The organism is Streptomyces sp. CA-278952, assembly GCF_028747205.1.
Classification (GTDB): Bacteria; Actinomycetota; Actinomycetes; order Streptomycetales; family Streptomycetaceae; genus Streptomyces.
This window is the reverse complement of record NZ_CP112880.1, coordinates 3,052,032-3,072,450: the sequence shown is the minus strand read 5'-3', so window position 1 is coordinate 3,072,450 and position 20,419 is coordinate 3,052,032. Positions and strand designations below refer to the sequence as shown.

Genomic DNA, 20,419 nt, shown 5'->3' with positions numbered 1-20,419 from the left:
AAATGGGTATCCGCAAGTACAAGCCGACGACCCCGGGCCGTCGTGGCTCCAGCGTCGCCGACTTTGTCGAGATCACGCGGTCCACGCCGGAGAAGTCGCTGGTCCGCCCCCTGCACAGCAAGGGCGGCCGTAACAACACCGGCCGGATCACCGTTCGCCACCAGGGTGGCGGACACAAGCGCGCCTACCGCGTGATCGACTTCCGTCGTCACGACAAGGACGGCGTGCCGGCCAAGGTCGCGCACATCGAGTACGACCCGAACCGCACCGCGCGCATCGCGCTGCTCCACTACGCGGACGGCGAGAAGCGTTACATCGTCGCCCCGCGTGGCCTGGCGCAGGGTGACCGCGTCGAGAACGGTCCGGCCGCAGACATCAAGCCGGGCAACAACCTGGCGCTGCGCAACATCCCGGTCGGTACGACCATCCACGCCATCGAGCTGCGGCCCGGCGGCGGCGCGAAGTTCGCCCGTTCCGCGGGTGCCTCCGTGCAGCTGCTGGCGAAGGAGGGCACCATGGCCCACCTTCGTATGCCGTCCGGTGAGATCCGGCTGGTCGACGCCCGCTGCCGCGCCACGATCGGTGAGGTCGGCAACGCCGAGCAGTCGAACATCAACTGGGGCAAGGCCGGCCGTATGCGCTGGAAGGGCGTTCGTCCTTCCGTCCGCGGTGTCGCGATGAACCCGGTTGACCACCCGCACGGTGGTGGTGAAGGCAAGACCTCCGGTGGTCGTCACCCGGTCTCGCCGTGGGGTCAGAAGGAGGGTCGTACTCGCTCGCCGAAGAAGGCTTCGAGCAAGTACATCGTCCGCCGCCGCAAGACGAACAAGAAGCGCTAGGAGCGGGTTTAGATGCCGCGCAGTCTCAAGAAGGGGCCCTTCGTCGACGGCCACCTCGTCAAGAAGGTGGACGTACAGAACGAAGCTGGCACCAAGAACGTCATCAAGACCTGGTCCCGTCGCTCGATGATCATCCCGGCCATGCTGGGGCACACCATCGCGGTGCACAACGGCAAGATCCACGTCCCGGTGTTCGTCACCGAGTCGATGGTCGGCCACAAGCTCGGCGAGTTCTCGCCGACTCGCACCTTCCGCGGCCACGTCAAGGACGACCGGAAGTCGAAGCGCCGCTAGCGCGGGGTGGAAACGACTATGACTCACACCGAAGGGACAACCATGGAAGCCAGGGCCCAGGCGCGGTACATCCGCGTCACGCCCATGAAGGCCCGCCGAGTGGTGGACCTCATCCGTGGCATGGATGCCACGGAGGCTCAGGCGGTCCTGCGTTTCGCCCCGCAGGCCGCGAGCGTGCCGGTTGGCAAGGTGCTGGACAGCGCCATCGCCAACGCTGCACACAACTACGACCACCCCGACGCCTCTTCGCTGGTCATCAGCGAGGCGTACGTGGACGAGGGCCCGACCCTGAAGCGGTTCCGTCCGCGTGCTCAGGGCCGTGCCTACCGGATCCGTAAGCGGACCAGCCACATCACCGTGGTCGTCAGCAGCAAGGAAGGAACCCGGTAATGGGCCAGAAGGTAAACCCGCACGGGTTCCGGCTCGGCATCACCACGGACTTCAAGTCCCGCTGGTACGCCGACAAGCTGTACAAGGACTACGTCAAGGAAGACGTCGCCATTCGTCGCATGATGACGAAGGGCATGGAGCGGGCCGGCATCTCGAAGGTCGAGATCGAGCGCACCCGCGACCGCGTCCGCGTTGACATCCACACCGCCCGTCCGGGCATCGTCATCGGTCGCCGTGGCGCCGAGGCCGATCGCATCCGCGGCGAGCTGGAGAAGCTGACCGGCAAGCAGGTCCAGCTGAACATCCTCGAGGTCAAGAACCCCGAGGTGGACGCTCAGCTGGTGGCCCAGGCCGTCGCCGAGCAGCTCTCCTCCCGCGTCTCCTTCCGTCGTGCCATGCGCAAGAGCATGCAGAGCTCGATGAAGGCCGGCGCCAAGGGCATCAAGATCCAGTGCGGCGGTCGCCTCGGCGGCGCCGAGATGTCCCGCTCGGAGTTCTACCGCGAGGGCCGCGTGCCCCTGCACACCCTCCGGGCCAACGTGGACTACGGCTTCTTCGAGGCCAAGACGACCTTCGGCCGCATCGGCGTGAAGGTCTGGATCTACAAGGGCGACGTCAAGAACATCGCCGAGGTTCGCGCCGAGAACGCCGCGGCCCGCGCCGGCAACCGTCCGGCTCGTGGCGGCACCGACCGCCCGGCCGGCCGTGGTGGCGGCCGTGGTGGCGAGCGTGGCGGTCGCGGCCGTAAGCCGCAGCAGTCGCCGGCAGCCGAGGCCCCCAAGGCCGACGCCCCCGCCGCCGCTGCTCCGGCTGCTGAGAGCACCGGAACGGAGGCCTGACCGAAATGCTGATCCCCCGTAGGGTCAAGCACCGCAAGCAGCACCACCCGAAGCGCAGCGGTATGTCCAAGGGTGGCACGCAGGTTGCGTTCGGCGAGTACGGCATCCAGGCGCTGACCCCGGCGTACGTGACGAACCGTCAGATCGAGTCCGCTCGTATCGCGATGACCCGTCACATCAAGCGTGGCGGCAAGGTCTGGATCAACATCTACCCGGACCGTCCCCTGACGAAGAAGCCTGCCGAGACCCGCATGGGTTCCGGTAAGGGTTCTCCCGAGTGGTGGATCGCGAACGTCAAGCCGGGTCGGGTGATGTTCGAGCTGTCCTACCCGAACGAGAAGATTGCTCGTGAGGCGCTCACCCGCGCTGCTCACAAGCTTCCGATGAAGTGCCGGATCGTTCGGCGCGAGGCAGGTGAGTCGTGATGTCGGCCGGTACCAAGGCGTCCGAGCTGCGCGAGCTGGGCGACGAGGAGCTCCTTAACAAGCTCCGCGAAGCCAAGGAAGAGCTGTTCAACCTCCGCTTCCAGGCGGCGACGGGCCAGCTCGAGAACCACGGTCGGCTCAAGTCCGTCCGTAAGGACATCGCCCGGATCTACACCCTGATGCGTGAGCGCGAGCTGGGCATCGAGACGGTGGAGAGCGCCTGATGAGCGAGAAGACTGTGACTGAGACCAACACCGACCGCGGTTTCCGCAAGACCCGTGAGGGTCTGGTCGTCAGCGACAAGATGGACAAGACCGTCGTCGTCGCTGTCGAGGACCGCGTCAAGCACGCGCTGTACGGCAAGGTCATCCGCCGTACGAACAAGCTCAAGGCCCACGACGAGCAGAACAGTGCCGGCGTCGGCGACCGCGTCATCATCATGGAGACGCGTCCGCTGTCCGCCTCGAAGCGCTGGCGCATCGTCGAGATCCTCGAGAAGGCCAAGTAATTCCTGAGGGATTCTCCCCTCGGGTCAGTTCCGCCAGGCTCGGTGGGGTGCCTCCCCGGTAACGGAGAGGCACCCGCCGGGAACCGGCAGACGATCAGGAGATAGACGTGATCCAGCAGGAGTCGCGACTGCGCGTCGCCGACAACACGGGTGCGAAGGAAATTCTCACCATTCGTGTTCTCGGTGGCTCGGGTCGCCGCTACGCGGGTATCGGTGACGTCATCGTCGCCACCGTCAAGGACGCGATCCCCGGTGGCAACGTGAAGAAGGGTGACGTCGTCAAGGCCGTCATCGTTCGCACCGTCAAGGAGCGTCGTCGTCAGGATGGCTCGTACATCCGCTTCGACGAGAACGCCGCCGTCATTCTGAAGAACGACGGCGACCCCCGCGGCACCCGCATCTTCGGCCCGGTGGGCCGGGAGCTGCGCGAGAAGAAGTTCATGAAGATCATCTCGCTCGCGCCGGAGGTGCTGTAAGCATGAAGATCAAGAAGGGCGACCTGGTTCAGGTCATCACCGGTAAGGACAAGGGCAAGCAGGGCAAGGTCATTGTGGCCTATCCCACGCAGGACCGCGTCCTCGTCGAGGGTGTCAACCGGGTCAAGAAGCACACCAAGGCCGGTCAGACGGCTCGCGGTTCGCAGACGGGTGGCATTGTCACCACCGAGGCCCCGATCCACATCAGCAACGTGCAGCTGGTCGTGGAGAAGGACGGCAACAAGGTTGTCACCCGCGTCGGCTACCGCTTTGACGACGAGGGCAACAAGATCCGCGTTGCCAAGCGGACCGGTGAGGACATCTGATGACTGCCACCACTGCGCCGCGTCTCAAGACGCGCTACCGCGAGGAAATCGCCGGCAAGCTGCGTGAGGAGTTCTCGTACGAGAACGTCATGCAGGTTCCCGGTCTGGTCAAGATCGTGGTCAACATGGGTGTGGGCGACGCCGCCCGCGACTCCAAGCTGATCGACGGTGCCGTCAAGGACCTCACCACGATCACGGGCCAGAAGCCGGCCGTCACGAAGGCCCGCAAGTCCATCGCGCAGTTCAAGCTGCGCGAGGGCCAGCCGATCGGCTGCCACGTCACCCTCCGTGGTGACCGGATGTGGGAGTTCCTGGACCGTACGCTGTCGCTCGCGCTTCCGCGTATCCGTGACTTCCGTGGCCTGTCGCCGAAGCAGTTCGACGGCCGTGGCAACTACACCTTCGGTCTCACGGAGCAGGTCATGTTCCACGAGATCGACCAGGACAAGATCGACCGGGTCCGGGGCATGGACATCACCGTGGTCACCACGGCGACCAACGACGACGAGGGTCGTGCCCTCCTTCGTCACCTCGGCTTCCCGTTCAAGGAGAACTGACCGTGGCGAAGAAGGCTCTGATCGCTAAGGCCGCCCGTAAGCCGAAGTTCGGCGTGCGCGGGTACACCCGCTGCCAGCGCTGCGGCCGGCCCCACTCCGTCTACCGCAAGTTCGGCCTGTGCCGCGTGTGCCTTCGTGAGATGGCTCACCGTGGCGAGCTGCCGGGCGTGACCAAGAGCTCCTGGTAACTCCCCTCTGCCCTCGGGCACAGGGAAGTTCCGGAGACTCTCGGTAAGTATCTGGGTCGGCAGGAGCCCGTCCTTTCATGCCGTAGGCTTGAAGGGTTGGGCGCCTGCCGCCCACGACCGACTTACTACGCCGTAGGTCCCCGCACCGCACCCGTCCCGCCACTGAGTGGGGAGAGGGATGGCGCATACAGGAAACCCCGGCGAGAGAGGCCGAAGGCCAACTCATGACCATGACTGATCCCATCGCAGACATGCTCACGCGTCTGCGTAACGCGAACTCGGCATATCACGACGATGTCTCGATGCCGCACAGCAAGATCAAGTCGCACATCGCGGAGATCCTCCAGCAGGAGGGCTTCATCACCGGCTGGAAGGTCGAGGACGCCGAGGTCGGCAAGAACCTCGTCCTCGAGCTGAAGTTCGGCCCGAACCGCGAGCGCTCGATCGCCGGCATCAAGCGGATTTCGAAGCCGGGTCTGCGTGTATACGCAAAGTCCACCAACCTGCCGAAGGTCCTCGGCGGTCTGGGCGTGGCGATCATCTCCACGTCCCACGGCCTCCTGACCGGCCAGCAGGCAGGCAAGAAGGGCGTAGGTGGGGAAGTCCTCGCCTACGTCTGGTAGTCGGGAAAGGAAGGAAAGCTCATGTCGCGAATCGGCAAGCTCCCCATCCAGGTTCCCGCCGGTGTGGACGTCACCATCGATGGCCGTACGGTCGCCGTGAAGGGCCCCAAGGGTTCCCTCACGCACACCGTCGCCGCGCCGATCGAGGTCTCCAAGGGTGAGGACGGCGTGCTCAACGTCTCCCGCCCGAACGACGAGCGTCAGAACAAGGCCCTCCACGGCCTGTCCCGCACGCTGGTGGCGAACATGATCACCGGCGTGACCGCGGGTTACTCCAAGGCGCTCGAGATCAGCGGTGTCGGTTACCGCGTCCAGGCGAAGGGCTCCAACCTGGAGTTCGCCCTGGGCTACAGCCACCCGATCCTCATCGAGGCTCCGGATGGCATCACCTTCAAGGTCGAGTCGCCCACGAAGCTCAGCGTCGAGGGCATCGACAAGCAGAAGGTCGGCGAGGTAGCCGCCAACATCCGCAAGCTGCGGAAGCCCGACCCGTACAAGGCCAAGGGCGTCAAGTACGCGGGCGAGGTCATCCGCCGCAAGGTCGGAAAGGCTGGTAAGTAGCCATGGCATACGGTGTGAAGATCGCCAAGGGCGACGCGTACAAGCGTGCCGCCCTCAAGCGCCGCCATATCCGCGTCCGCAAGCACATCTCCGGTTCGCCGGAGCGTCCTCGCTTGGTCGTGACGCGTTCCAACCGCCACATCGTGGCCCAGGTCATCGACGACATCGCGGGCCACACGCTCGCGTCGGCATCGACCCTGGACACCTCGATCCGTGGTGGCGAGGGTGACAAGAGCGCCCAGGCACAGCAGGTCGGCGCCCTGGTCGCCGAGCGTGCCAAGGCCGCAGGCGTCGAGGCCGTCGTGTTCGACCGCGGTGGCAACCAGTACGCCGGGCGGATTGCCGCTCTGGCTGACGCCGCCCGTGAAGCCGGGCTGAAGTTCTAAGCCCCGGTTCCTACGCACAGCGTCCGTAACAGAGAGAGGTAATTCCCATGGCTGGACCCCAGCGCCGCGGAAGCGGTGCCGGTGGCGGCGAGCGGCGGGACCGGAAGGGCCGTGACGGTGGCGCCAGCGCCGCCGAGAAGACCGCGTACGTCGAGCGCGTCGTCGCGATCAACCGCGTCGCCAAGGTTGTGAAGGGTGGTCGTCGCTTCAGCTTCACTGCGCTGGTCGTAGTGGGCGATGGTGACGGCACCGTCGGTGTCGGATACGGCAAGGCCAAGGAAGTTCCCGCGGCCATCGCCAAGGGTGTCGAAGAGGCCAAGAAGAACTTCTTCAAGGTCCCGCGCATCCAGGGCACCATCCCTCACCCGATCACGGGCGAGAAGGCTGCGGGCGTCGTCCTGCTCAAGCCGGCGTCCCCCGGTACCGGCGTTATCGCCGGTGGCCCGGTGCGTGCCGTGCTCGAGTGCGCCGGCGTTCACGACATCCTGTCGAAGTCGCTTGGCTCGTCCAACGCGATCAACATCGTGCACGCGACCGTGGCGGCCCTCCAGGGCCTGCAGCGTCCCGAGGAGATCGCGGCCCGCCGCGGTCTGCCCCTCGAGGACGTCGCCCCCGCGGCTCTGCTCCGTGCACGTGCGGGAGCGGGTGCGTAATGGCTCGCCTCAAGATCACGCAGACGAAGTCCTACATCGGCAGCAAGCAGAACCACCGCGACACCCTGCGTTCGCTCGGGCTCAAGCGCCTGAACGACTCGGTTGTCAAGGAGGACCGCCCCGAGTTCCGCGGAATGGTGCAGACCGTCCGCCACCTCGTGACGGTTGAGGAGGTTGACTGACATGGCGGAGAACAGCCCGCTGAAGGCCCACAACCTCCGGCCTGCCCCGGGTGCCAAGACCGCCAAGACCCGTGTGGGTCGTGGTGAGGCGTCCAAGGGTAAGACCGCAGGCCGTGGTACCAAGGGTACGAAGGCTCGTTACCAGGTTCCGGAGCGCTTCGAGGGTGGCCAGATGCCCCTCCACATGCGTCTCCCGAAGCTCAAGGGCTTCAAGAACCCGTTCCGCACGGAGTACCAGGTCGTGAACCTGGACAAGCTCGCGACGCTCTACCCCGAGGGTGGAGAGGTCACGGTGGCCGACCTGGTCGCCAAGGGCGCTGTGCGCAACAACCACCTCGTCAAGGTCCTCGGACAGGGCGAGATCTCCGTGGCACTGCAGGTTTCGGTTGACGCCGTCTCCGGCTCCGCCAAGGAGAAGATCACCGCCGTCGGCGGTACGGTCACCGAGCTCGTCTGAGCCGCGGGACAGAACTGAGCCTGGCCGGCTGCCTCTTCGGAGGTGGCCGGCCAGGCTTTTCTGCGTTTGTGCCGCTGTACGGGAACCGTAAAGGCTCGGGAAAGGTTGAACGGGTGTCCACCGCACCGGCGGTGGGGGAGCGGAGGGGCGTTCACGTCCCAAATGGTGCGGCTTGGCCGGTCTTTCGCGGCGCGGGCCGGGAAGCGGACCGTACACCGGTGTGCGGCACGTGTTTCCCGCTCAGTCCTGGGCCGGGTAGGGTGGCGCCGTTAATCTTTTGTGGCCTCCTTACGATGTAGGGCTGCCTTGTATCCGATCCCATCCAGTCCCATCCAGACCCGTCGCCTCTGACGCATAGCGCGGGGGTCGCAGGAGGCACCGTGTTCACCGCGTTCGCCCGAGCGTTCCAGACGCCCGACCTGCGCAAGAAGCTGCTCTTCACGCTCGGCATCATCGTGATCTATCGGCTCGGGGCGCACGTCCCGGCCCCTGGCGTCGACTACACGAAGGTGCAGCAGTGCATCGACCAGGCCGACTCGGGTGGTCTCCTCGGTCTGATGCAGATGTTCAGCGGTGGCGCCCTGCTGCAGATCACCATCTTCGCGCTCGGCATCATGCCGTACATCACGGCGAGCATCATTCTCCAGCTGCTGACCGTCGTGATCCCGCGCCTGGAAGCCCTGAAGAAGGAGGGGCAGTCCGGCACAGCGAAGATCACGCAGTACACGCGTTATCTGACGGTCGCGCTCGCCATCCTCCAGGGCACCGGCCTCGTGGCCACCGCACGCAGCGGCGCGCTCTTCCAGAACTGTTCCGTGGGTAGCCAGATCGTCGCGGACAAGTCGGTCTTCACCACGGTCATCATGGTCCTCACGATGACCGCCGGTACGGCCGCCGTCATGTGGCTCGGTGAGCTGATCACCGACCGCGGCATCGGCAACGGCATGTCGATCCTCATGTTCATCTCGATCGCGGCCACGTTCCCCGGCGCCCTGTGGGCCATCAAGGAGAGCGGCAAGCTGGCCGACGGCTGGATCGAGTTCGGCACGGTCATCCTCATCGGCTTCGTGATGGTCGGCCTCGTGGTCTTCGTCGAGCAGGCCCAGCGCCGCATTCCGGTGCAGTACGCGAAGCGCATGATCGGACGCCGGTCCTACGGCGGTACGTCCACGTACATCCCGCTGAAGGTGAACCAGGCGGGTGTGATCCCGGTCATCTTCGCCTCGTCGCTGCTCTACATCCCGGCGCTGATCGTGCAGTTCTCCGGCTCGCAGGCGGGCTGGGCCACCTGGATCACGGACAACTTCGTCGAGCAGAACGCGCCGTACTACATGGTGGCGTACTTCCTGCTGATCGTCTTCTTCGCCTTCTTCTATGTGGCCATCTCGTTCAACCCCGACGAGGTCGCCGACAACATGAAGAAGTATGGTGGCTTCATCCCGGGTATCCGCGCAGGTCGTCCTACTGCCGAATACCTGAGCTACGTACTCAACAGGATCACTTGGCCGGGCTCGCTGTACCTGGCCCTGATCGCTCTTGTGCCGACGATGGCGTTGGCGGGCTTCGGCGGTGCGAACGCGAACTTCCCGTTCGGCGGGACGAGCATCCTCATCATCGTGGGTGTGGGTCTGGAAACCGTGAAGCAGATCGAGAGTCAGCTCCAGCAGCGCAATTACGAAGGGTTCCTCCGCTGATGCGAATCGTCCTCGTCGGGCCTCCGGGTGCCGGCAAGGGAACGCAGGCTGCGTACCTTGCTCAGAACCTCTCGATTCCGCACATCGCCACGGGCGACCTCTTCCGCGCCAACATCAGCCAGGGCACCGACCTTGGCAAGCAGGCCCGCGCCTACATGGACGAAGGCCAGCTGGTGCCGGACGAGGTCACCATCGGGATGGCCAAGGACCGCATGGCCCAGTCGGACGCCGTCGGCGGCTTCCTGCTGGACGGCTTCCCGCGGAACGTCGGACAGGCCGAAGCCCTTGACGTGATGCTCAAGGACGAGGGCGTAAAACTGGACGCGGTACTCGACCTGGAAGTCCCCGAGGACGAGGTCGTGAAGCGGATCGCGGGTCGCCGCGTCTGCCGCAACGACAGCGCGCACGTCTTCCACCTGACGTACAACCCGCCGAAGACCGAGGGCGTCTGCGACGCCTGCGGCGGCGAGCTGTACCAGCGGGACGACGACAGCGAGGAGACGGTCCGTACCCGGCTGGAGGTCTACCACACGCAGACCGAGCCGATCATCGACTACTACCGGGCCCAGGGCCTCGTGGTGACCATCTCCGCGCTGGGCAAGGTCGCGGACGTGACCGCCCGCGCCATGGAGGCGCTGGAGACCTCCGACGAGGGCTGAGCGTCACCACCGCACCACCCGTAGTGCAAGCCGGCCGCGGCGCCCCAGGGCGCCGCGGCCGACTGCTTGCGCCCGTATCGTTGAACACGCCGAGCCGTACCCGTCACCGTCGATGCAGAGAGGCGCCGAGCAATGGTGCAGATCAAGACCCCCGAGCAGATCGCGAAGATGCGCGAGGCGGGCCTGGTGGTCGCTGCCATTCACGCCGCCACCCGCAAGGCGGCCGTGCCCGGGGCCACCACGCACGACCTGGACCAGGTCGCCCGCAAGGTGATCGCCGACCATGGCGCGAAGTCGAACTTCCTCGGCTACGGCGGGTTCCCCGCGACCATCTGCACTTCGGTCAACGAGGTCGTCGTCCACGGCATCCCGGACGAGAAGACGGTCCTGAAGGACGGCGACATCATCTCGATCGACGCCGGCGCGATCGTCGACGGCTGGCACGGCGACGCCGCCTACACCGCCTTCGTGGGCACCGGTCACGCTCCGGAGCTCGTCGAGCTCTCCCGGGTGACCGAGGAGTCCATGTGGGCCGGGATCGCCGCGATGAAGGTGAACAACCGCCTCGTCGACATCTCCCGGGCGATCGAGTCCTACATCCGCCGCCAGCCCCGCCCGGCGACCGGGAAGTACGGCATCATCGAGGACTTCGGCGGCCACGGCATCGGCACCGAGATGCACATGGACCCGCACCTGCTGAACTACGTCTCCCGCAAGCGCGGCAAGGGCATCAAGCTGGTCCCGGGCGTCTGCCTGGCGATCGAGCCCATGGTCTCGCTCGGCACGGCGCGGACGGAGACCCTGAGCGACGACTGGACGGTCATCACGACGGACGGCACCTGGTCCTCGCACTGGGAGCACTCCATCGCGCTGACCGAGCAGGGCCCGCTGGTCCTGACCGCCCCGGACTGCGGCAGGGCGAAGCTCGCGGAGTACGGGGTCGAGGCGGCTCCCGACCCTCTCGGGTGACGTGACCCGACGGACGGAGTCCGGCGCGGCGGCCCGAAGCATGTGAGACGCCCTCGGCGCCGAGCCCGCGAGGGCTGCGTGGAGGAGGGGCCGGGGTCGAGGCGGCTCCCGGCCCTCTCGGGTGACGTGACCTCCCGGGGAGGTCTAACGATCACCCCGGCTGGGCAAACTTGACGGATTCGTCTTTTGGAGTCCGCTGACGTAGACTGACTCGTCGGCTCTCGTGCATCAGTGTGCCCGCATATCAGCACACCGATAAGCAAGAGCCGATCAAGGTAGCCGATTCGAAAGGCGAAGCGTGGCCAAGAAGCAAGGTGCCATCGAGATTGAGGGCACCGTGATCGAGTCCCTCCCGAACGCAATGTTCAAGGTGGAGCTCCAGAACGGTCACAAGGTCCTGGCGCACATCAGCGGCAAGATGCGGATGCACTACATCCGCATCCTCCCGGATGACCGGGTCGTGGTGGAGCTCTCTCCGTACGACCTGACGCGTGGCCGGATCGTCTACCGGTACAAGTAGATCTTGCCCGCACCCCGTTTCGGCGGGTGATGGCACTGACCCGGAGAACCTGACATCCCATGAAGGTCAAGCCGAGCGTCAAGAAGATCTGCGACAAGTGCAAGGTGATCCGCCGTCACGGTCGGGTCATGGTCATCTGCGACAACCTGCGCCACAAGCAGCGCCAGGGCTGACGCACGACCGCCTGCATCTCGCAGTTCTTCGCGCGACGCACGTAATTCGTACATACGCAGAGCCCGTCCAAGCCACGGCTGACGACACCTCCGGCGGGGGCCGGGGACCCGGACGTACCACCGCTCCACGTGAGCGGTCGGCGGCCGGGAGTGGCACTGCGGAAGACCCCCGATCTAACAACTGGAGCCATTGAATGGCACGCGTTTCAGGTGTTGACATCCCGCGCGAAAAGCGCGTGGAGGTTGCCCTCACCTACGTCTTCGGTATCGGGCGCACCCGGTCCAAGGAGATCCTCGCCTCCACCGGCGTGAACCCGGACGCCCGCGTCCGCGACCTTGCCGAGGAAGACCTCGTCAAGATCCGCGAGTACGTGGACGCCAACCTCCGCACCGAGGGTGACCTCCGCCGCGAGGTCCAGGGCGACATTCGCCGCAAGATCGAGATCGGCTGCTACCAGGGCATTCGTCACCGCCGTGGTCTGCCGGTCCACGGTCAGCGCACCAGCACGAACGCGCGTACCCGCAAGGGCCCGCGTCGCGCCATCGCCGGTAAGAAGAAGCCGGGCAAGAAGTAGTCCTCAGCGGACGCACTGCGGATCTCCGGTTCTCCGGGAACCCGCAGCAACCAGCGGTCTTCGCTGTAGGACCGATCACCTCCCCTCTCCATCTGGAGTAAAGACATGCCCCCCAAGGGTCGTCAGGGCGCAGCCAAGAAGGTGCGTCGCAAGGAAAAGAAGAACGTCGCTCACGGCCACGCGCACATCAAGAGCACGTTCAACAACACCATCGTCTCGATCACGGACCCCTCGGGCAACGTGATCTCCTGGGCCTCCGCCGGCCACGTCGGCTTCAAGGGCTCGCGCAAGTCCACCCCCTTCGCCGCGCAGATGGCCGCCGAGTCGGCCGCCCGCCGCGCGCAGGAGCACGGCATGCGCAAGGTCGATGTCTTCGTCAAGGGTCCCGGCTCCGGCCGTGAGACCGCGATCCGTTCCCTCCAGGCCACGGGCCTCGAGGTCGGTTCGATCCAGGACGTCACCCCGACGCCGCACAACGGCTGCCGTCCGCCGAAGCGTCGCCGCGTCTGATGCGTCGCGGCCGGTGACGGCCGTGCGTCAGTAGCGTTCGGTCCGGGCGGTACACCTCTTACGGGGCGTACCGCCCGTACCCTTGTTACATCTGTCGGGCATCAAATAGTGGGTGCCCACGACTGAAGGATCACCGCATGCTTATCGCTCAGCGTCCGTCGCTGACCGAAGAGGTCGTCGACGAGTTCCGCTCCCGGTTCGTGATCGAGCCGCTGGAGCCGGGCTTCGGTTACACCCTCGGCAACTCCCTCCGCCGCACCCTCCTCTCCTCGATCCCCGGTGCCGCTGTCACCAGCATCCGGATCGACGGGGTCCTGCACGAGTTCACCACCGTGCCGGGCGTCAAGGAGGACGTCACCGACCTCATCCTCAACATCAAGCAGCTGGTCGTCTCCTCGGAGCACGACGAGCCCGTCGTGATGTACCTGCGCAAGCAGGGCCCGGGTCTGGTCACCGCCGCCGACATCGCGCCCCCGGCCGGTGTCGAGGTGCACAACCCCGACCTCGTTCTCGCCACGCTCAACGGCAAGGGCAAGCTGGAGATGGAGCTGACCGTCGAGCGCGGTCGCGGCTACGTCTCCGCCGTCCAGAACAAGCAGGTCGGCCAGGAGATCGGCCGGATCCCGGTCGACTCCATCTACTCGCCGGTGCTCAAGGTCACGTACAAGGTCGAGGCGACCCGTGTCGAGCAGCGCACCGACTTCGACAAGCTGATCGTCGACGTCGAGACCAAGCAGGCCATGCGTCCCCGTGACGCCATGGCGTCGGCCGGTAAGACCCTGGTCGAGCTGTTCGGTCTGGCGCGCGAGCTCAACATCGACGCCGAGGGCATCGACATGGGCCCGTCCCCGACGGACGCCGCGCTCGCCGCCGATCTCGCCCTGCCGATCGAGGAGCTGGAGCTCACCGTTCGGTCGTACAACTGCCTCAAGCGCGAGGGCATCCACTCCGTGGGTGAGCTCGTGGCCCGTTCCGAGGCGGACCTGCTCGACATCCGCAACTTCGGCGCCAAGTCGATCGACGAGGTCAAGGCGAAGCTGGCCGGTATGGGCCTCGCGCTCAAGGACTCGCCTCCCGGCTTCGACCCGACCGCCGCCGCCGACGCCTTCGGCGCCGACGACGACGCGGACGCCGGTTTCGTGGAGACCGAGCAGTACTGATCGCCTCCGGCGGGGGTGCCCGGTTTTGAGGGTGCCCCGGGCCGGGGTCGAGGCTTTGTCCTCAATCGCCGGACGGGCTTGAATTTGGCTGATGACCGGCGAACGTCGGGCGGGCTTGAATTTGGCTGTAGTCCGGCGAACGTCGGATGGGCTTGATTTTGGCTGTAGTCCGGCGAACGTCGGACGGGCTGGAGTGTGGCTGATGCCGGACTCCGGGCCCGAACGGCAGCTATGACTTCCGGGAGGCGTCCGCCTCGCGGGAACTGACACCGGTACCTGATACGGCCGGTGCAGCACACTAGGAGAATCACCATGCCGCGTCCCGCAAAGGGTGCCCGTCTGGGCGGCAGCGCCGCGCACGAGCGTCTGCTCCTCGCCAACCTGGCGAAGTCGCTGTTCGAGCACGGCCGCATCACGACGACCGAGGCGAAGGCCCGTCGCCTGCGTCCGGTCGCCGAGCGCCTCGTCACCAAGGCGAAGAAGGGCGACATCCACAACCGTCGCCTGGTGCTCCAGACGATCACGGACAAGAGCATCGTCCACACGCTCTTCACCGAGATCGCTCCCCGATACGAGAACCGCCCCGGTGGTTACACCCGTATCACCAAGATCGGCAACCGTCGTGGCGACAACGCCCCGATGGCGGTCATCGAGCTGGTCGAGGCGCTGACCGTGGCCCAGCAGGCCACTGGTGAGGCCGAGGCCGCGACAAAGCGTGCGGTCAAGGAAGACGGCCTCAAGAAGGACGAGGCCCCCGCGGCCGAGTCCGCCGAGGACGCCAAGCCGGCCGACGACGCGGAGTCGAAGGACGCCTGAGCGTTCTGAGACGGACCACGGGACGGGCCCGCACCACCCTTCGGGGCGGTGCGGGCCCGTTCTGCTGACCAGGGGAGTGGAGAGGATGACGCGGTGAGTGACGAGGCGGAGCCCGGTTTCGTACGGGTGCGGCTGGACCTGGCCTACGACGGCAAGGACTTCTCCGGCTGGGCGAAGCAGACCAGCCGGCGCACGGTGCAGGGTGAGATCGAGGACGCGCTGCGGACCGTGACCCGCTCCGCCGTGACGTACGACCTGACGGTGGCCGGCCGGACGGACGCCGGGGTGCACGCGCGTGGCCAGGTGGCCCACGTGGACCTGCCGGAGGCGGTCTGGGCCGAGCACGAGGAGAAGCTGCTGCGACGGCTGGCGGGGCGGCTGCCGCTGGACGTACGGATCTGGCGCGCGGCCCCCGCACCCGCCGGGTTCAACGCCCGGTTCTCCGCGCTGTGGCGGCGGTACGCGTACCGGGTGGGGGACCGGCCCGGCGGCGTCGATCCGCTGAACCGGGGCCATGTGCTGTGGCACGACCGGCCGTTGGACGTGGACGCGATGAACGAGGCGGCCGCGTTGATGGTGGGGGAGCACGACTTCGCCGCGTACTGCAAGAAGCGAGAGGGCGCGACGACCATCCGTACGCTCCAGAAGCTGAGTTGGGTACGGGATCCGGCGTCCGGGGTGCTGACCGCGACCGTGCAGGCGGACGCGTTCTGCCACAACATGGTGCGGGCGCTGATCGGGGCCGCGCTGTTCGTCGGCGACGGGCGGCGGCCGGCCGGCTGGCCCGCCGAGGTGCTCGCCGCGAAGGTGCGCGACCCCGGGGTGCACGTGGTGCGCCCGCACGGGCTGACGCTGGAGGAAGTGGCCTACCCGGCCGACGCGTTGCTGGCGGCCCGTGCCGTGGAGGCGCGGAACGTGCGGACGTTGCCGGGGGCGGGGTGCTGTTAGGGCCTTGGGCCTTCATCGGCTGCGGCTGCTGCGGGCCTCGTTCCTGAAGTGGCGTGCGAAGGCGATGACGCCCCACACGACCAGGATGTTGACCAGGGCCCCGGCCCCGCGGAGCAGAGGGGTCAGGAGGCTGAACGTGACCTCCTCGTCGACCGTGTTGTCGCCGACCAGGATGGCCAGCGGGTAGATGAGGGTGACCAGTACCACGGTGTCGCCTGGGAAGGCGACCAGAGTCATCGTCGCGTCGAGGGCCGAAGGATGACCGGCGATCTCATTGACGAGGGCGACGGCCAGGACCAGGCCGATATAGCCGACGGCGATGCGGCGGGCCGTGCTCCAGATCCCGGGCCTGCTCCACGATCTGGCCTCGGGCGAGTCTGTCGGCTTGCTCATGGGGTCGTCCTTCGCACGGTGGTCTCGACGTGCGGAGGGCCCGCGCCCCCCGGCGGGGCACGGGCCCTCGCGTGTCCAGTATTGAACACGTTCAGCTTTCTGTATTCCCTTGTCGCTCGAGGCCGCTCGGCTACGAACCGGCCTGTGCCGCCTGGGAGGCCTGGATCTGGCCCCGGCGGTGGATCTGACGGAAGGTGAAGTTCGTCAGGTCCTTGTTGACCGCGTAGACGTCCTTGTCGGCGGTGGTGACCCGCTGGCCGTTCAGGAAGCCGCCGACGGTGAAGTAGGCGTACCGGCCGTAGGAGTTGGCCGTGCGCAGGCAGACCGTGCCGCCCCGGCAGAAGGTGTCGACGCCGTCGCCGCTGAGGGAGGCCAGGCCGCCCGAGCTCTGCTCGACGGCCTTCTTCGCGCGGGCCTCCGACGCGAAGACGGCGATGCCGACGGTGACCGCCACCCCGTCCTTGCGGTAGGTGGCCCGGAGGAGCTGCCCACAGCCGTTGTTCGTGAGGACCGAGCCGAGGGCGCCCTGGGTACCCGTCGTGCACTTCGCGGAGCCGCTCGTCGCGCCCTTGAGGTGGACGCGGTCGCCCATGGTGAGCTTCTTGCCGGGGAAGAACCCCTCCACGGTGATCGGCGCCTTGTCCTTCTCGGCGCCGGAGATGTAGTCCTTGGGGTCCGGCGGGGGCGGCGGTGCGACCGAGGAGAACGAGGGCGCGGGTGCCGAGGTGTCCTCGGGGAGTTCGGCGGGTGCGGGCAACTGGCTCGCGTTCTTGTCCGCCTTGCCCGTGCCGCCGCCGCTCGACGTGACCACGGCCGTGGTCACGATCGCGCCTATCGCCACGGTGGCCAGCGCGCCACCGCCGATCACCATCAGCTTCTTCCGGCGGGCGCGCGCCGCGGATTCCTCCGCCAGCGCCGCCCAGTCCGGAGTCCCGTCGCCCCCGGGCCCCCAGGAGGCCCCCCCTTGCCCAAAGCTCATGCGCGCAGTTTAGGGGGTGACGTAAACCGGTTGGGCCTGGAGTTCGCGGACCGACGTAAACCGGTTGGGCCTGGAGTTCGCGGACCGTGACAATGCTCTGTATGGGACATCTCGAAGCAGGCCACCTGGAGTACTACCTACCGGACGGGCGGGTGCTGCTCGGTGACGCCTCGTTCCGGGTGGCCGACGGGGCCGTCGTCGCGCTCGTCGGGGCGAACGGGGCGGGCAAGACGACCTTGCTGCGGCTGCTCGCCGGTGAGCTCCAGCCGCACGGCGGCACGGTGTCGGTGAGTGGCGGGCTCGGCGTGATGCCGCAGTTCGTGGGCTCGGTGCGGGACGAGCGGACGGTGCGGGACCTGTTGGTCTCCGTGGCCCAGCCTCGGATCAGAGAGGCAGCCAAGGCCGTCGACGCGGCCGAGGAACGCATTCTCACCGTCGACGACGAGGCCGCGCAGATGGCGTACGCGCAGGCGCTGAGCGACTGGGCGGAGGCGCGGGGTTACGAGGCCGAGACGGTCTGGGACATGTGCACCATGGCCGCGCTGGGCGTCCCGTACGAGAAGGCGCAGTGGCGCGAGGTCCGCACGCTCAGCGGCGGTGAGCAGAAGCGGCTGGTCCTTGAGGCGCTGCTGCGCGGGCCCGATGAGGTCCTGCTGCTCGATGAACCGGACAACTACCTGGACGTGCCGGGCAAGCGGTGGCTGGAGGGGAAGCTGAAGGAGACCCGTAAGACGGTTCTCTTCGTCTCCCACGACCGGGAGCTGCTGTCCCGCGCCGCCGAGAAAATCGTCAGCGTCGAGCCGAGTCCGGCGGGCAGCGACGTATGGGTGCACGGCGGTGGCTTCGCCACGTACCACGACGCGCGCAAGGAGCGCTTCGCCCGGTTCGAGGAGCTGCTGCGGCGCTGGCAGGAGGAGCACGCCCGGCTGAAGGCGCTCGTCCTGCGGATGCGGCAGCAGGCGGCGAACAGCCCCGACATGGCGAACCGCTACCACGCGATGCAGACGCGCTTCAAGAAGTTCGAAGAGGCCGGCCCTCCGCCGGAGCCGCCGCGCGAGCAGGACATCAGGATGCGGCTGCGCGGCGGGCGGACCGGGGTCCGGGCGGTGACCTGCAAGGGCCTGGAGCTGACCGGGCTGATGAAGCCGTTCGACCTGGAGATCTATTACGGGGAGCGGGTCGCGGTCCTCGGCTCCAACGGGTCGGGCAAGTCGCACTTCCTGCGGCTGCTGGCCGGTGAGCCGGTGGCGCACACGGGGGAGTGGAAGCTCGGGGCGCGGGTCGTGCCCGGGCACTTCGCCCAGACGCACGCGCACCCGGAGCTGCTCGGCAAGACGCTGGTGGAGATCCTCTGGTCCGAGCACGCCAAGGACCGGGGCGGGGCGATGTCGGTGCTGCGGCGCTACGAGCTGGAGCGGCAGGGGGACCAGCCGTTCGAGAAGCTGTCCGGCGGGCAGCAGGCGCGGTTCCAGATCCTGCTCCTGGAGCTGGCCGGCACGACGGCGCTGCTGCTGGACGAGCCCACGGACAACCTGGACCTGGAGTCGGCGGAGGCGTTGCAGGACGGTCTCGAGGTGTACGACGGCACGGTGATGGCCGTGACGCACGACCGGTGGTTCGCGAAGTCCTTCGACCGGTATCTGGTCTTCGGGTCGGACGGGGTCGTGCGGGAGACGACGGAGCCGGTGTGGGACGAGCGGAGGGTTCAGCGGGTGCGGTGACCTTGGGCGGTCGGCGGCGGGGTGGGGGTGAGCCGGGCGGCGCCAGGGGGTGCGTGCGGGGTACGGGGGCGGTGCGGGGGCCGTGCGGCGCCGTTGCGGGGGCGCTGCCCCCGGGCCCCGCGCCTCAAACGCCGGCGGGGCTGGGAAGGGTCGCCTCAAGCGCCGGCGGGGCTGGGGTGGTGCGGCGGGGCCGGGAAGGGTCGCCTCAAGCGCCGGCGGGGCTGGGGTGATGCGGCGGGACGGGGCGGTGTGACGGGGCTGGAAAGGTCGCATCGAGCGCCGGAGTGGTGTGGCGGGGGCGGGGTGGTGTGACAGGGGCGTTTTGACCCGCGCGGGGGGTCCCGGGTAGGCTCTCGGTTTGTTATACGTATTGGCTTCGTCGTTCTCACGCGAAGGGCCTTACGTAGGTTCCCTGGAGCAGTTACCAGTGGCTCGCATACGGGCAGCGTCCCCGGCGATTGTGAGCCCCAGCTGCATATCGCTTCAGAGGTGCCGTGTGTCTGGATCCCATCCACTGAAGAAGCGAAGGCTGCGAAGTGCGTACGTACAGCCCCAAGCCCGGCGATGTCACGCGCCAGTGGCACATCATTGACGCTCAGGACATCGTCCTGGGACGTCTGGCCACCACGGCTGCGAACCTCCTCCGAGGCAAGCACAAGGCGATCTACGCCCCCCACATGGACATGGGCGACTTCGTCATCATCATCAACGCCGACAAGGTTCACCTGTCCGGCAACAAGAAGACCCAGAAGATGGCGTACCGCCACTCGGGCTTCCCGGGCGGTCTCCGTTCGGTGCGCTACGACGAGCTTCTCGCGAAGAACCCCGAGAAGGCCGTCGAGAAGGCCATCAAGGGCATGATCCCCAAGAACACCCTGGGTCGTCAGATGATCTCGAAGCTCAAGGTCTACGCGGGCGACCAGCACCCGCACGCTGCTCAGCAGCCGGTCCCGTTCGAGATCACCCAGGTCGCGCAGTAGTTCCGGCCACCCCCTAAGACATACAGAAAGATCTGAGGAGCATCGTGGCCGACACCACTGTTGAGACGACCGCCGACGACACGGCGGGCACCGAGGGCGAAGAGACCTTCGCCGAGGTGACCACCTTCGAGTCCGAGGTCCCCGTCGAGGGTGAGTACACCTCTGAGTCGCTCGCGGGCCGCTTCGGCGACCCGCAGCCCGCGGCCGGCCTCGGCCGTCGCAAGAACGCCATCGCCCGCGTCCGGATCATCCCGGGCACCGGCAAGTGGAAGATCAACGGTCGCACCCTTGAGGACTACTTCCCCAACAAGGTGCACCAGCAGGAAGTCAACGAGCCCTTCAAGGTTCTTGAGCTCGACGGTCGTTACGACGTCGTGGCCCGCATCTCGGGTGGCGGTGTCTCCGGTCAGGCCGGTGCCCTGCGCCTCGGTGTGGCCCGCTCGCTGAACGAGGCGGACGTGGACAACAACCGCGCCATTCTGAAGAAGAACGGCTTCCTCTCCCGCGACGACCGTGCGGTCGAGCGCAAGAAGGCCGGTCTCAAGAAGGCCCGTAAGGCCCCGCAGTACAGCAAGCGCTAAATATCGCCTGCTCGACTGTCACGTTCGCCCCGGCGGC

32 protein-coding genes are annotated in these 20,419 nt (G+C 67.1%); 30 read left to right on the top strand and 2 right to left on the bottom strand.

Going from position 1 to position 20,419, the window contains the following annotated elements; all coding sequences use genetic code 11:
- Positions 1 to 2: 2 nt before the first annotated feature.
- From rplB to truA, 27 genes are all read left to right on the top strand, one after another.
- Positions 3 to 839, top strand: a complete 837-nt coding sequence (gene rplB / locus N7925_RS13475; RefSeq protein WP_015610725.1) for a 50S ribosomal protein L2 — start codon at positions 3 to 5, stop codon at positions 837 to 839.
- 12 nt (positions 840 to 851) lie between these two features.
- The gene (rpsS, locus tag N7925_RS13470) at positions 852 to 1,133 is read left to right on the top strand and encodes a 30S ribosomal protein S19 (RefSeq protein ID WP_015610726.1); all 282 of its coding nucleotides are present in this window, start codon (positions 852 to 854) and stop codon (positions 1,131 to 1,133) included.
- A 42-nt stretch (positions 1,134 to 1,175) separates the two neighbouring features.
- Positions 1,176 to 1,523: a 50S ribosomal protein L22 gene (rplV, locus tag N7925_RS13465; protein ID WP_026290933.1), complete on the top strand. Its 348-nt coding sequence runs from the start codon at positions 1,176 to 1,178 to the stop codon at positions 1,521 to 1,523.
- Positions 1,523 to 2,362 carry a 30S ribosomal protein S3 gene (gene rpsC / locus N7925_RS13460; RefSeq protein WP_018510593.1) on the top strand — a complete coding sequence of 280 codons (840 nt, stop codon included), beginning with the start codon at positions 1,523 to 1,525 and terminating at the stop codon, positions 2,360 to 2,362. Before rplV ends, rpsC begins: the two co-directional genes overlap by 1 nt.
- Before the next feature lie 5 nt (positions 2,363 to 2,367).
- Positions 2,368 to 2,787, top strand: a complete 420-nt coding sequence (gene rplP / locus N7925_RS13455) for a 50S ribosomal protein L16 (protein WP_003966953.1) — start codon at positions 2,368 to 2,370, stop codon at positions 2,785 to 2,787.
- On the top strand, positions 2,787 to 3,011 hold the full coding sequence (gene rpmC, locus N7925_RS13450) for a 50S ribosomal protein L29 (protein WP_003966952.1): 225 nt from the start codon (positions 2,787 to 2,789) through the stop codon (positions 3,009 to 3,011). Before rplP ends, rpmC begins: the two co-directional genes overlap by 1 nt.
- On the top strand, positions 3,011 to 3,295 hold the full coding sequence (gene rpsQ / locus N7925_RS13445; protein WP_018960204.1) for a 30S ribosomal protein S17: 285 nt from the start codon (positions 3,011 to 3,013) through the stop codon (positions 3,293 to 3,295). Before rpmC ends, rpsQ begins: the two co-directional genes overlap by 1 nt.
- A gap of 107 nt (positions 3,296 to 3,402) precedes the next feature.
- Positions 3,403 to 3,771 (top strand): 50S ribosomal protein L14, encoded by a 369-nt coding sequence (gene rplN / locus N7925_RS13440; RefSeq protein ID WP_003966950.1) that lies wholly within the window; start codon positions 3,403 to 3,405, stop codon positions 3,769 to 3,771.
- A gap of 2 nt (positions 3,772 to 3,773) precedes the next feature.
- A complete protein-coding gene (rplX, locus tag N7925_RS13435; protein WP_018960205.1) occupies positions 3,774 to 4,097 on the top strand; it encodes a 50S ribosomal protein L24 in 324 nt (107 codons plus the stop codon).
- Positions 4,097 to 4,654, top strand: a complete 558-nt coding sequence (gene rplE, locus N7925_RS13430; RefSeq protein ID WP_003966948.1) for a 50S ribosomal protein L5 — start codon at positions 4,097 to 4,099, stop codon at positions 4,652 to 4,654. The genes rplX and rplE overlap by 1 nt, the downstream gene beginning before the upstream one ends.
- A 2-nt stretch (positions 4,655 to 4,656) precedes the next feature.
- Positions 4,657 to 4,842: a type Z 30S ribosomal protein S14 gene (locus N7925_RS13425; protein WP_003948630.1), complete on the top strand. Its 186-nt coding sequence runs from the start codon at positions 4,657 to 4,659 to the stop codon at positions 4,840 to 4,842.
- A 224-nt stretch (positions 4,843 to 5,066) separates the two neighbouring features.
- Complete coding sequence (gene rpsH / locus N7925_RS13420; protein ID WP_007446728.1) at positions 5,067 to 5,465, top strand: 30S ribosomal protein S8; 399 nt, start codon at positions 5,067 to 5,069, stop codon at positions 5,463 to 5,465.
- 21 nt (positions 5,466 to 5,486) lie between these two features.
- Positions 5,487 to 6,026 carry a 50S ribosomal protein L6 gene (gene rplF / locus N7925_RS13415; RefSeq protein ID WP_018960206.1) on the top strand — a complete coding sequence of 180 codons (540 nt, stop codon included), beginning with the start codon at positions 5,487 to 5,489 and terminating at the stop codon, positions 6,024 to 6,026.
- A 2-nt stretch (positions 6,027 to 6,028) separates the two neighbouring features.
- Positions 6,029 to 6,412, top strand: a complete 384-nt coding sequence (rplR, locus tag N7925_RS13410) for a 50S ribosomal protein L18 (RefSeq protein ID WP_015610732.1) — start codon at positions 6,029 to 6,031, stop codon at positions 6,410 to 6,412.
- Between the two features lie 47 nt (positions 6,413 to 6,459).
- A complete protein-coding gene (gene rpsE, locus N7925_RS13405; protein WP_003966944.1) occupies positions 6,460 to 7,065 on the top strand; it encodes a 30S ribosomal protein S5 in 606 nt (201 codons plus the stop codon).
- Complete coding sequence (gene rpmD, locus N7925_RS13400) at positions 7,065 to 7,247, top strand: 50S ribosomal protein L30 (RefSeq protein WP_006126892.1); 183 nt, start codon at positions 7,065 to 7,067, stop codon at positions 7,245 to 7,247. Before rpsE ends, rpmD begins: the two co-directional genes overlap by 1 nt.
- 1 nt (position 7,248) lies before the next feature.
- On the top strand, positions 7,249 to 7,704 hold the full coding sequence (gene rplO, locus N7925_RS13395; RefSeq protein ID WP_265599877.1) for a 50S ribosomal protein L15: 456 nt from the start codon (positions 7,249 to 7,251) through the stop codon (positions 7,702 to 7,704).
- Positions 7,705 to 8,084: 380 nt separating this feature from the next.
- A complete protein-coding gene (gene secY / locus N7925_RS13390) occupies positions 8,085 to 9,398 on the top strand; it encodes a preprotein translocase subunit SecY (protein ID WP_265599876.1) in 1,314 nt (437 codons plus the stop codon).
- Positions 9,398 to 10,057, top strand: coding sequence for an adenylate kinase (locus tag N7925_RS13385; protein WP_274343979.1), 660 nt, complete (start codon positions 9,398 to 9,400; stop codon positions 10,055 to 10,057). Before secY ends, N7925_RS13385 begins: the two co-directional genes overlap by 1 nt.
- A gap of 132 nt (positions 10,058 to 10,189) precedes the next feature.
- Positions 10,190 to 11,026 carry a type I methionyl aminopeptidase gene (map, locus tag N7925_RS13380; protein ID WP_274343978.1) on the top strand — a complete coding sequence of 279 codons (837 nt, stop codon included), beginning with the start codon at positions 10,190 to 10,192 and terminating at the stop codon, positions 11,024 to 11,026.
- Positions 11,027 to 11,324: 298 nt separating this feature from the next.
- Positions 11,325 to 11,546 carry a translation initiation factor IF-1 gene (infA, locus tag N7925_RS13375; protein ID WP_003956442.1) on the top strand — a complete coding sequence of 74 codons (222 nt, stop codon included), beginning with the start codon at positions 11,325 to 11,327 and terminating at the stop codon, positions 11,544 to 11,546.
- A 59-nt stretch (positions 11,547 to 11,605) separates the two neighbouring features.
- A complete protein-coding gene (rpmJ, locus tag N7925_RS13370; protein ID WP_003956441.1) occupies positions 11,606 to 11,719 on the top strand; it encodes a 50S ribosomal protein L36 in 114 nt (37 codons plus the stop codon).
- Between the two features lie 194 nt (positions 11,720 to 11,913).
- Positions 11,914 to 12,294, top strand: a complete 381-nt coding sequence (gene rpsM, locus N7925_RS13365; protein ID WP_007446719.1) for a 30S ribosomal protein S13 — start codon at positions 11,914 to 11,916, stop codon at positions 12,292 to 12,294.
- A gap of 105 nt (positions 12,295 to 12,399) precedes the next feature.
- The gene (gene rpsK / locus N7925_RS13360) at positions 12,400 to 12,804 is read left to right on the top strand and encodes a 30S ribosomal protein S11 (protein WP_003956432.1); all 405 of its coding nucleotides are present in this window, start codon (positions 12,400 to 12,402) and stop codon (positions 12,802 to 12,804) included.
- Between the two features lie 137 nt (positions 12,805 to 12,941).
- Positions 12,942 to 13,964, top strand: coding sequence for a DNA-directed RNA polymerase subunit alpha (locus N7925_RS13355; RefSeq protein ID WP_003966937.1), 1,023 nt, complete (start codon positions 12,942 to 12,944; stop codon positions 13,962 to 13,964).
- Between the two features lie 312 nt (positions 13,965 to 14,276).
- A complete protein-coding gene (rplQ, locus tag N7925_RS13350) occupies positions 14,277 to 14,780 on the top strand; it encodes a 50S ribosomal protein L17 (RefSeq protein WP_265599873.1) in 504 nt (167 codons plus the stop codon).
- A 93-nt stretch (positions 14,781 to 14,873) separates the two neighbouring features.
- Positions 14,874 to 15,728, top strand: a complete 855-nt coding sequence (truA, locus tag N7925_RS13345; protein ID WP_265599872.1) for a tRNA pseudouridine(38-40) synthase TruA — start codon at positions 14,874 to 14,876, stop codon at positions 15,726 to 15,728.
- 12 nt (positions 15,729 to 15,740) lie between these two features.
- On the opposite strand, the gene N7925_RS13340 is transcribed toward truA, so the two are convergent.
- The gene (locus N7925_RS13340; protein ID WP_274343977.1) at positions 15,741 to 16,121 is read right to left on the bottom strand and encodes a hypothetical protein; all 381 of its coding nucleotides are present in this window, start codon (positions 16,119 to 16,121) and stop codon (positions 15,741 to 15,743) included.
- Positions 16,122 to 16,251: 130 nt separating this feature from the next.
- Positions 16,252 to 17,100 (bottom strand): hypothetical protein, encoded by an 849-nt coding sequence (locus N7925_RS13335; RefSeq protein WP_274343976.1) that lies wholly within the window; start codon positions 17,098 to 17,100, stop codon positions 16,252 to 16,254.
- Between the two features lie 101 nt (positions 17,101 to 17,201).
- Here N7925_RS13335 and N7925_RS13330 point away from each other — a divergent pair, with 101 nt between their 5' ends.
- The 3 genes from N7925_RS13330 to rpsI all read left to right on the top strand — a co-directional run bounded on the left by N7925_RS13330 (position 17,202) and on the right by rpsI (position 20,382).
- Positions 17,202 to 18,821 (top strand): ABC-F family ATP-binding cassette domain-containing protein, encoded by a 1,620-nt coding sequence (locus N7925_RS13330; RefSeq protein WP_265599869.1) that lies wholly within the window; start codon positions 17,202 to 17,204, stop codon positions 18,819 to 18,821.
- Between the two features lie 536 nt (positions 18,822 to 19,357).
- Positions 19,358 to 19,801: a 50S ribosomal protein L13 gene (gene rplM / locus N7925_RS13325; RefSeq protein WP_007453147.1), complete on the top strand. Its 444-nt coding sequence runs from the start codon at positions 19,358 to 19,360 to the stop codon at positions 19,799 to 19,801.
- A 44-nt stretch (positions 19,802 to 19,845) separates the two neighbouring features.
- The gene (gene rpsI / locus N7925_RS13320) at positions 19,846 to 20,382 is read left to right on the top strand and encodes a 30S ribosomal protein S9 (protein WP_416222889.1); all 537 of its coding nucleotides are present in this window, start codon (positions 19,846 to 19,848) and stop codon (positions 20,380 to 20,382) included.
- Positions 20,383 to 20,419: the final 37 nt, after the last annotated feature.

Coding starts and splice junctions, on each gene's coding strand:
- rplV (WP_026290933.1), top strand. CDS start 1,176: ATGGAAGCCAGGGCCCAGGCGCGGTACATCCGCGTCACGCCCATGAAG.
- rplX (WP_018960205.1), top strand. CDS start 3,774: ATGAAGATCAAGAAGGGCGACCTGGTTCAGGTCATCACCGGTAAGGAC.
- rpsE (WP_003966944.1), top strand. CDS start 6,460: ATGGCTGGACCCCAGCGCCGCGGAAGCGGTGCCGGTGGCGGCGAGCGG.
- N7925_RS13335 (WP_274343976.1), bottom strand. CDS start 17,100: ATGAGCTTTGGGCAAGGGGGGGCCTCCTGGGGGCCCGGGGGCGACGGG.
- rpsC (WP_018510593.1), top strand. CDS start 1,523: ATGGGCCAGAAGGTAAACCCGCACGGGTTCCGGCTCGGCATCACCACG.
- N7925_RS13355 (WP_003966937.1), top strand. CDS start 12,942: ATGCTTATCGCTCAGCGTCCGTCGCTGACCGAAGAGGTCGTCGACGAG.
- rplB (WP_015610725.1), top strand. CDS start 3: ATGGGTATCCGCAAGTACAAGCCGACGACCCCGGGCCGTCGTGGCTCC.
- rplR (WP_015610732.1), top strand. CDS start 6,029: ATGGCATACGGTGTGAAGATCGCCAAGGGCGACGCGTACAAGCGTGCC.
- rpsS (WP_015610726.1), top strand. CDS start 852: ATGCCGCGCAGTCTCAAGAAGGGGCCCTTCGTCGACGGCCACCTCGTC.
- N7925_RS13330 (WP_265599869.1), top strand. CDS start 17,202: ATGGGACATCTCGAAGCAGGCCACCTGGAGTACTACCTACCGGACGGG.
- rpsQ (WP_018960204.1), top strand. CDS start 3,011: ATGAGCGAGAAGACTGTGACTGAGACCAACACCGACCGCGGTTTCCGC.
- map (WP_274343978.1), top strand. CDS start 10,190: ATGGTGCAGATCAAGACCCCCGAGCAGATCGCGAAGATGCGCGAGGCG.
- rplP (WP_003966953.1), top strand. CDS start 2,368: ATGCTGATCCCCCGTAGGGTCAAGCACCGCAAGCAGCACCACCCGAAG.
- rpmJ (WP_003956441.1), top strand. CDS start 11,606: ATGAAGGTCAAGCCGAGCGTCAAGAAGATCTGCGACAAGTGCAAGGTG.
- rpsM (WP_007446719.1), top strand. CDS start 11,914: ATGGCACGCGTTTCAGGTGTTGACATCCCGCGCGAAAAGCGCGTGGAG.
- N7925_RS13385 (WP_274343979.1), top strand. CDS start 9,398: ATGCGAATCGTCCTCGTCGGGCCTCCGGGTGCCGGCAAGGGAACGCAG.
- rpmD (WP_006126892.1), top strand. CDS start 7,065: ATGGCTCGCCTCAAGATCACGCAGACGAAGTCCTACATCGGCAGCAAG.
- rpsK (WP_003956432.1), top strand. CDS start 12,400: ATGCCCCCCAAGGGTCGTCAGGGCGCAGCCAAGAAGGTGCGTCGCAAG.
- rplE (WP_003966948.1), top strand. CDS start 4,097: ATGACTGCCACCACTGCGCCGCGTCTCAAGACGCGCTACCGCGAGGAA.
- N7925_RS13340 (WP_274343977.1), bottom strand. CDS start 16,121: ATGAGCAAGCCGACAGACTCGCCCGAGGCCAGATCGTGGAGCAGGCCC.
- rplF (WP_018960206.1), top strand. CDS start 5,487: ATGTCGCGAATCGGCAAGCTCCCCATCCAGGTTCCCGCCGGTGTGGAC.
- rplO (WP_265599877.1), top strand. CDS start 7,249: ATGGCGGAGAACAGCCCGCTGAAGGCCCACAACCTCCGGCCTGCCCCG.
- rpsH (WP_007446728.1), top strand. CDS start 5,067: ATGACCATGACTGATCCCATCGCAGACATGCTCACGCGTCTGCGTAAC.
- rpmC (WP_003966952.1), top strand. CDS start 2,787: ATGTCGGCCGGTACCAAGGCGTCCGAGCTGCGCGAGCTGGGCGACGAG.
- rplQ (WP_265599873.1), top strand. CDS start 14,277: ATGCCGCGTCCCGCAAAGGGTGCCCGTCTGGGCGGCAGCGCCGCGCAC.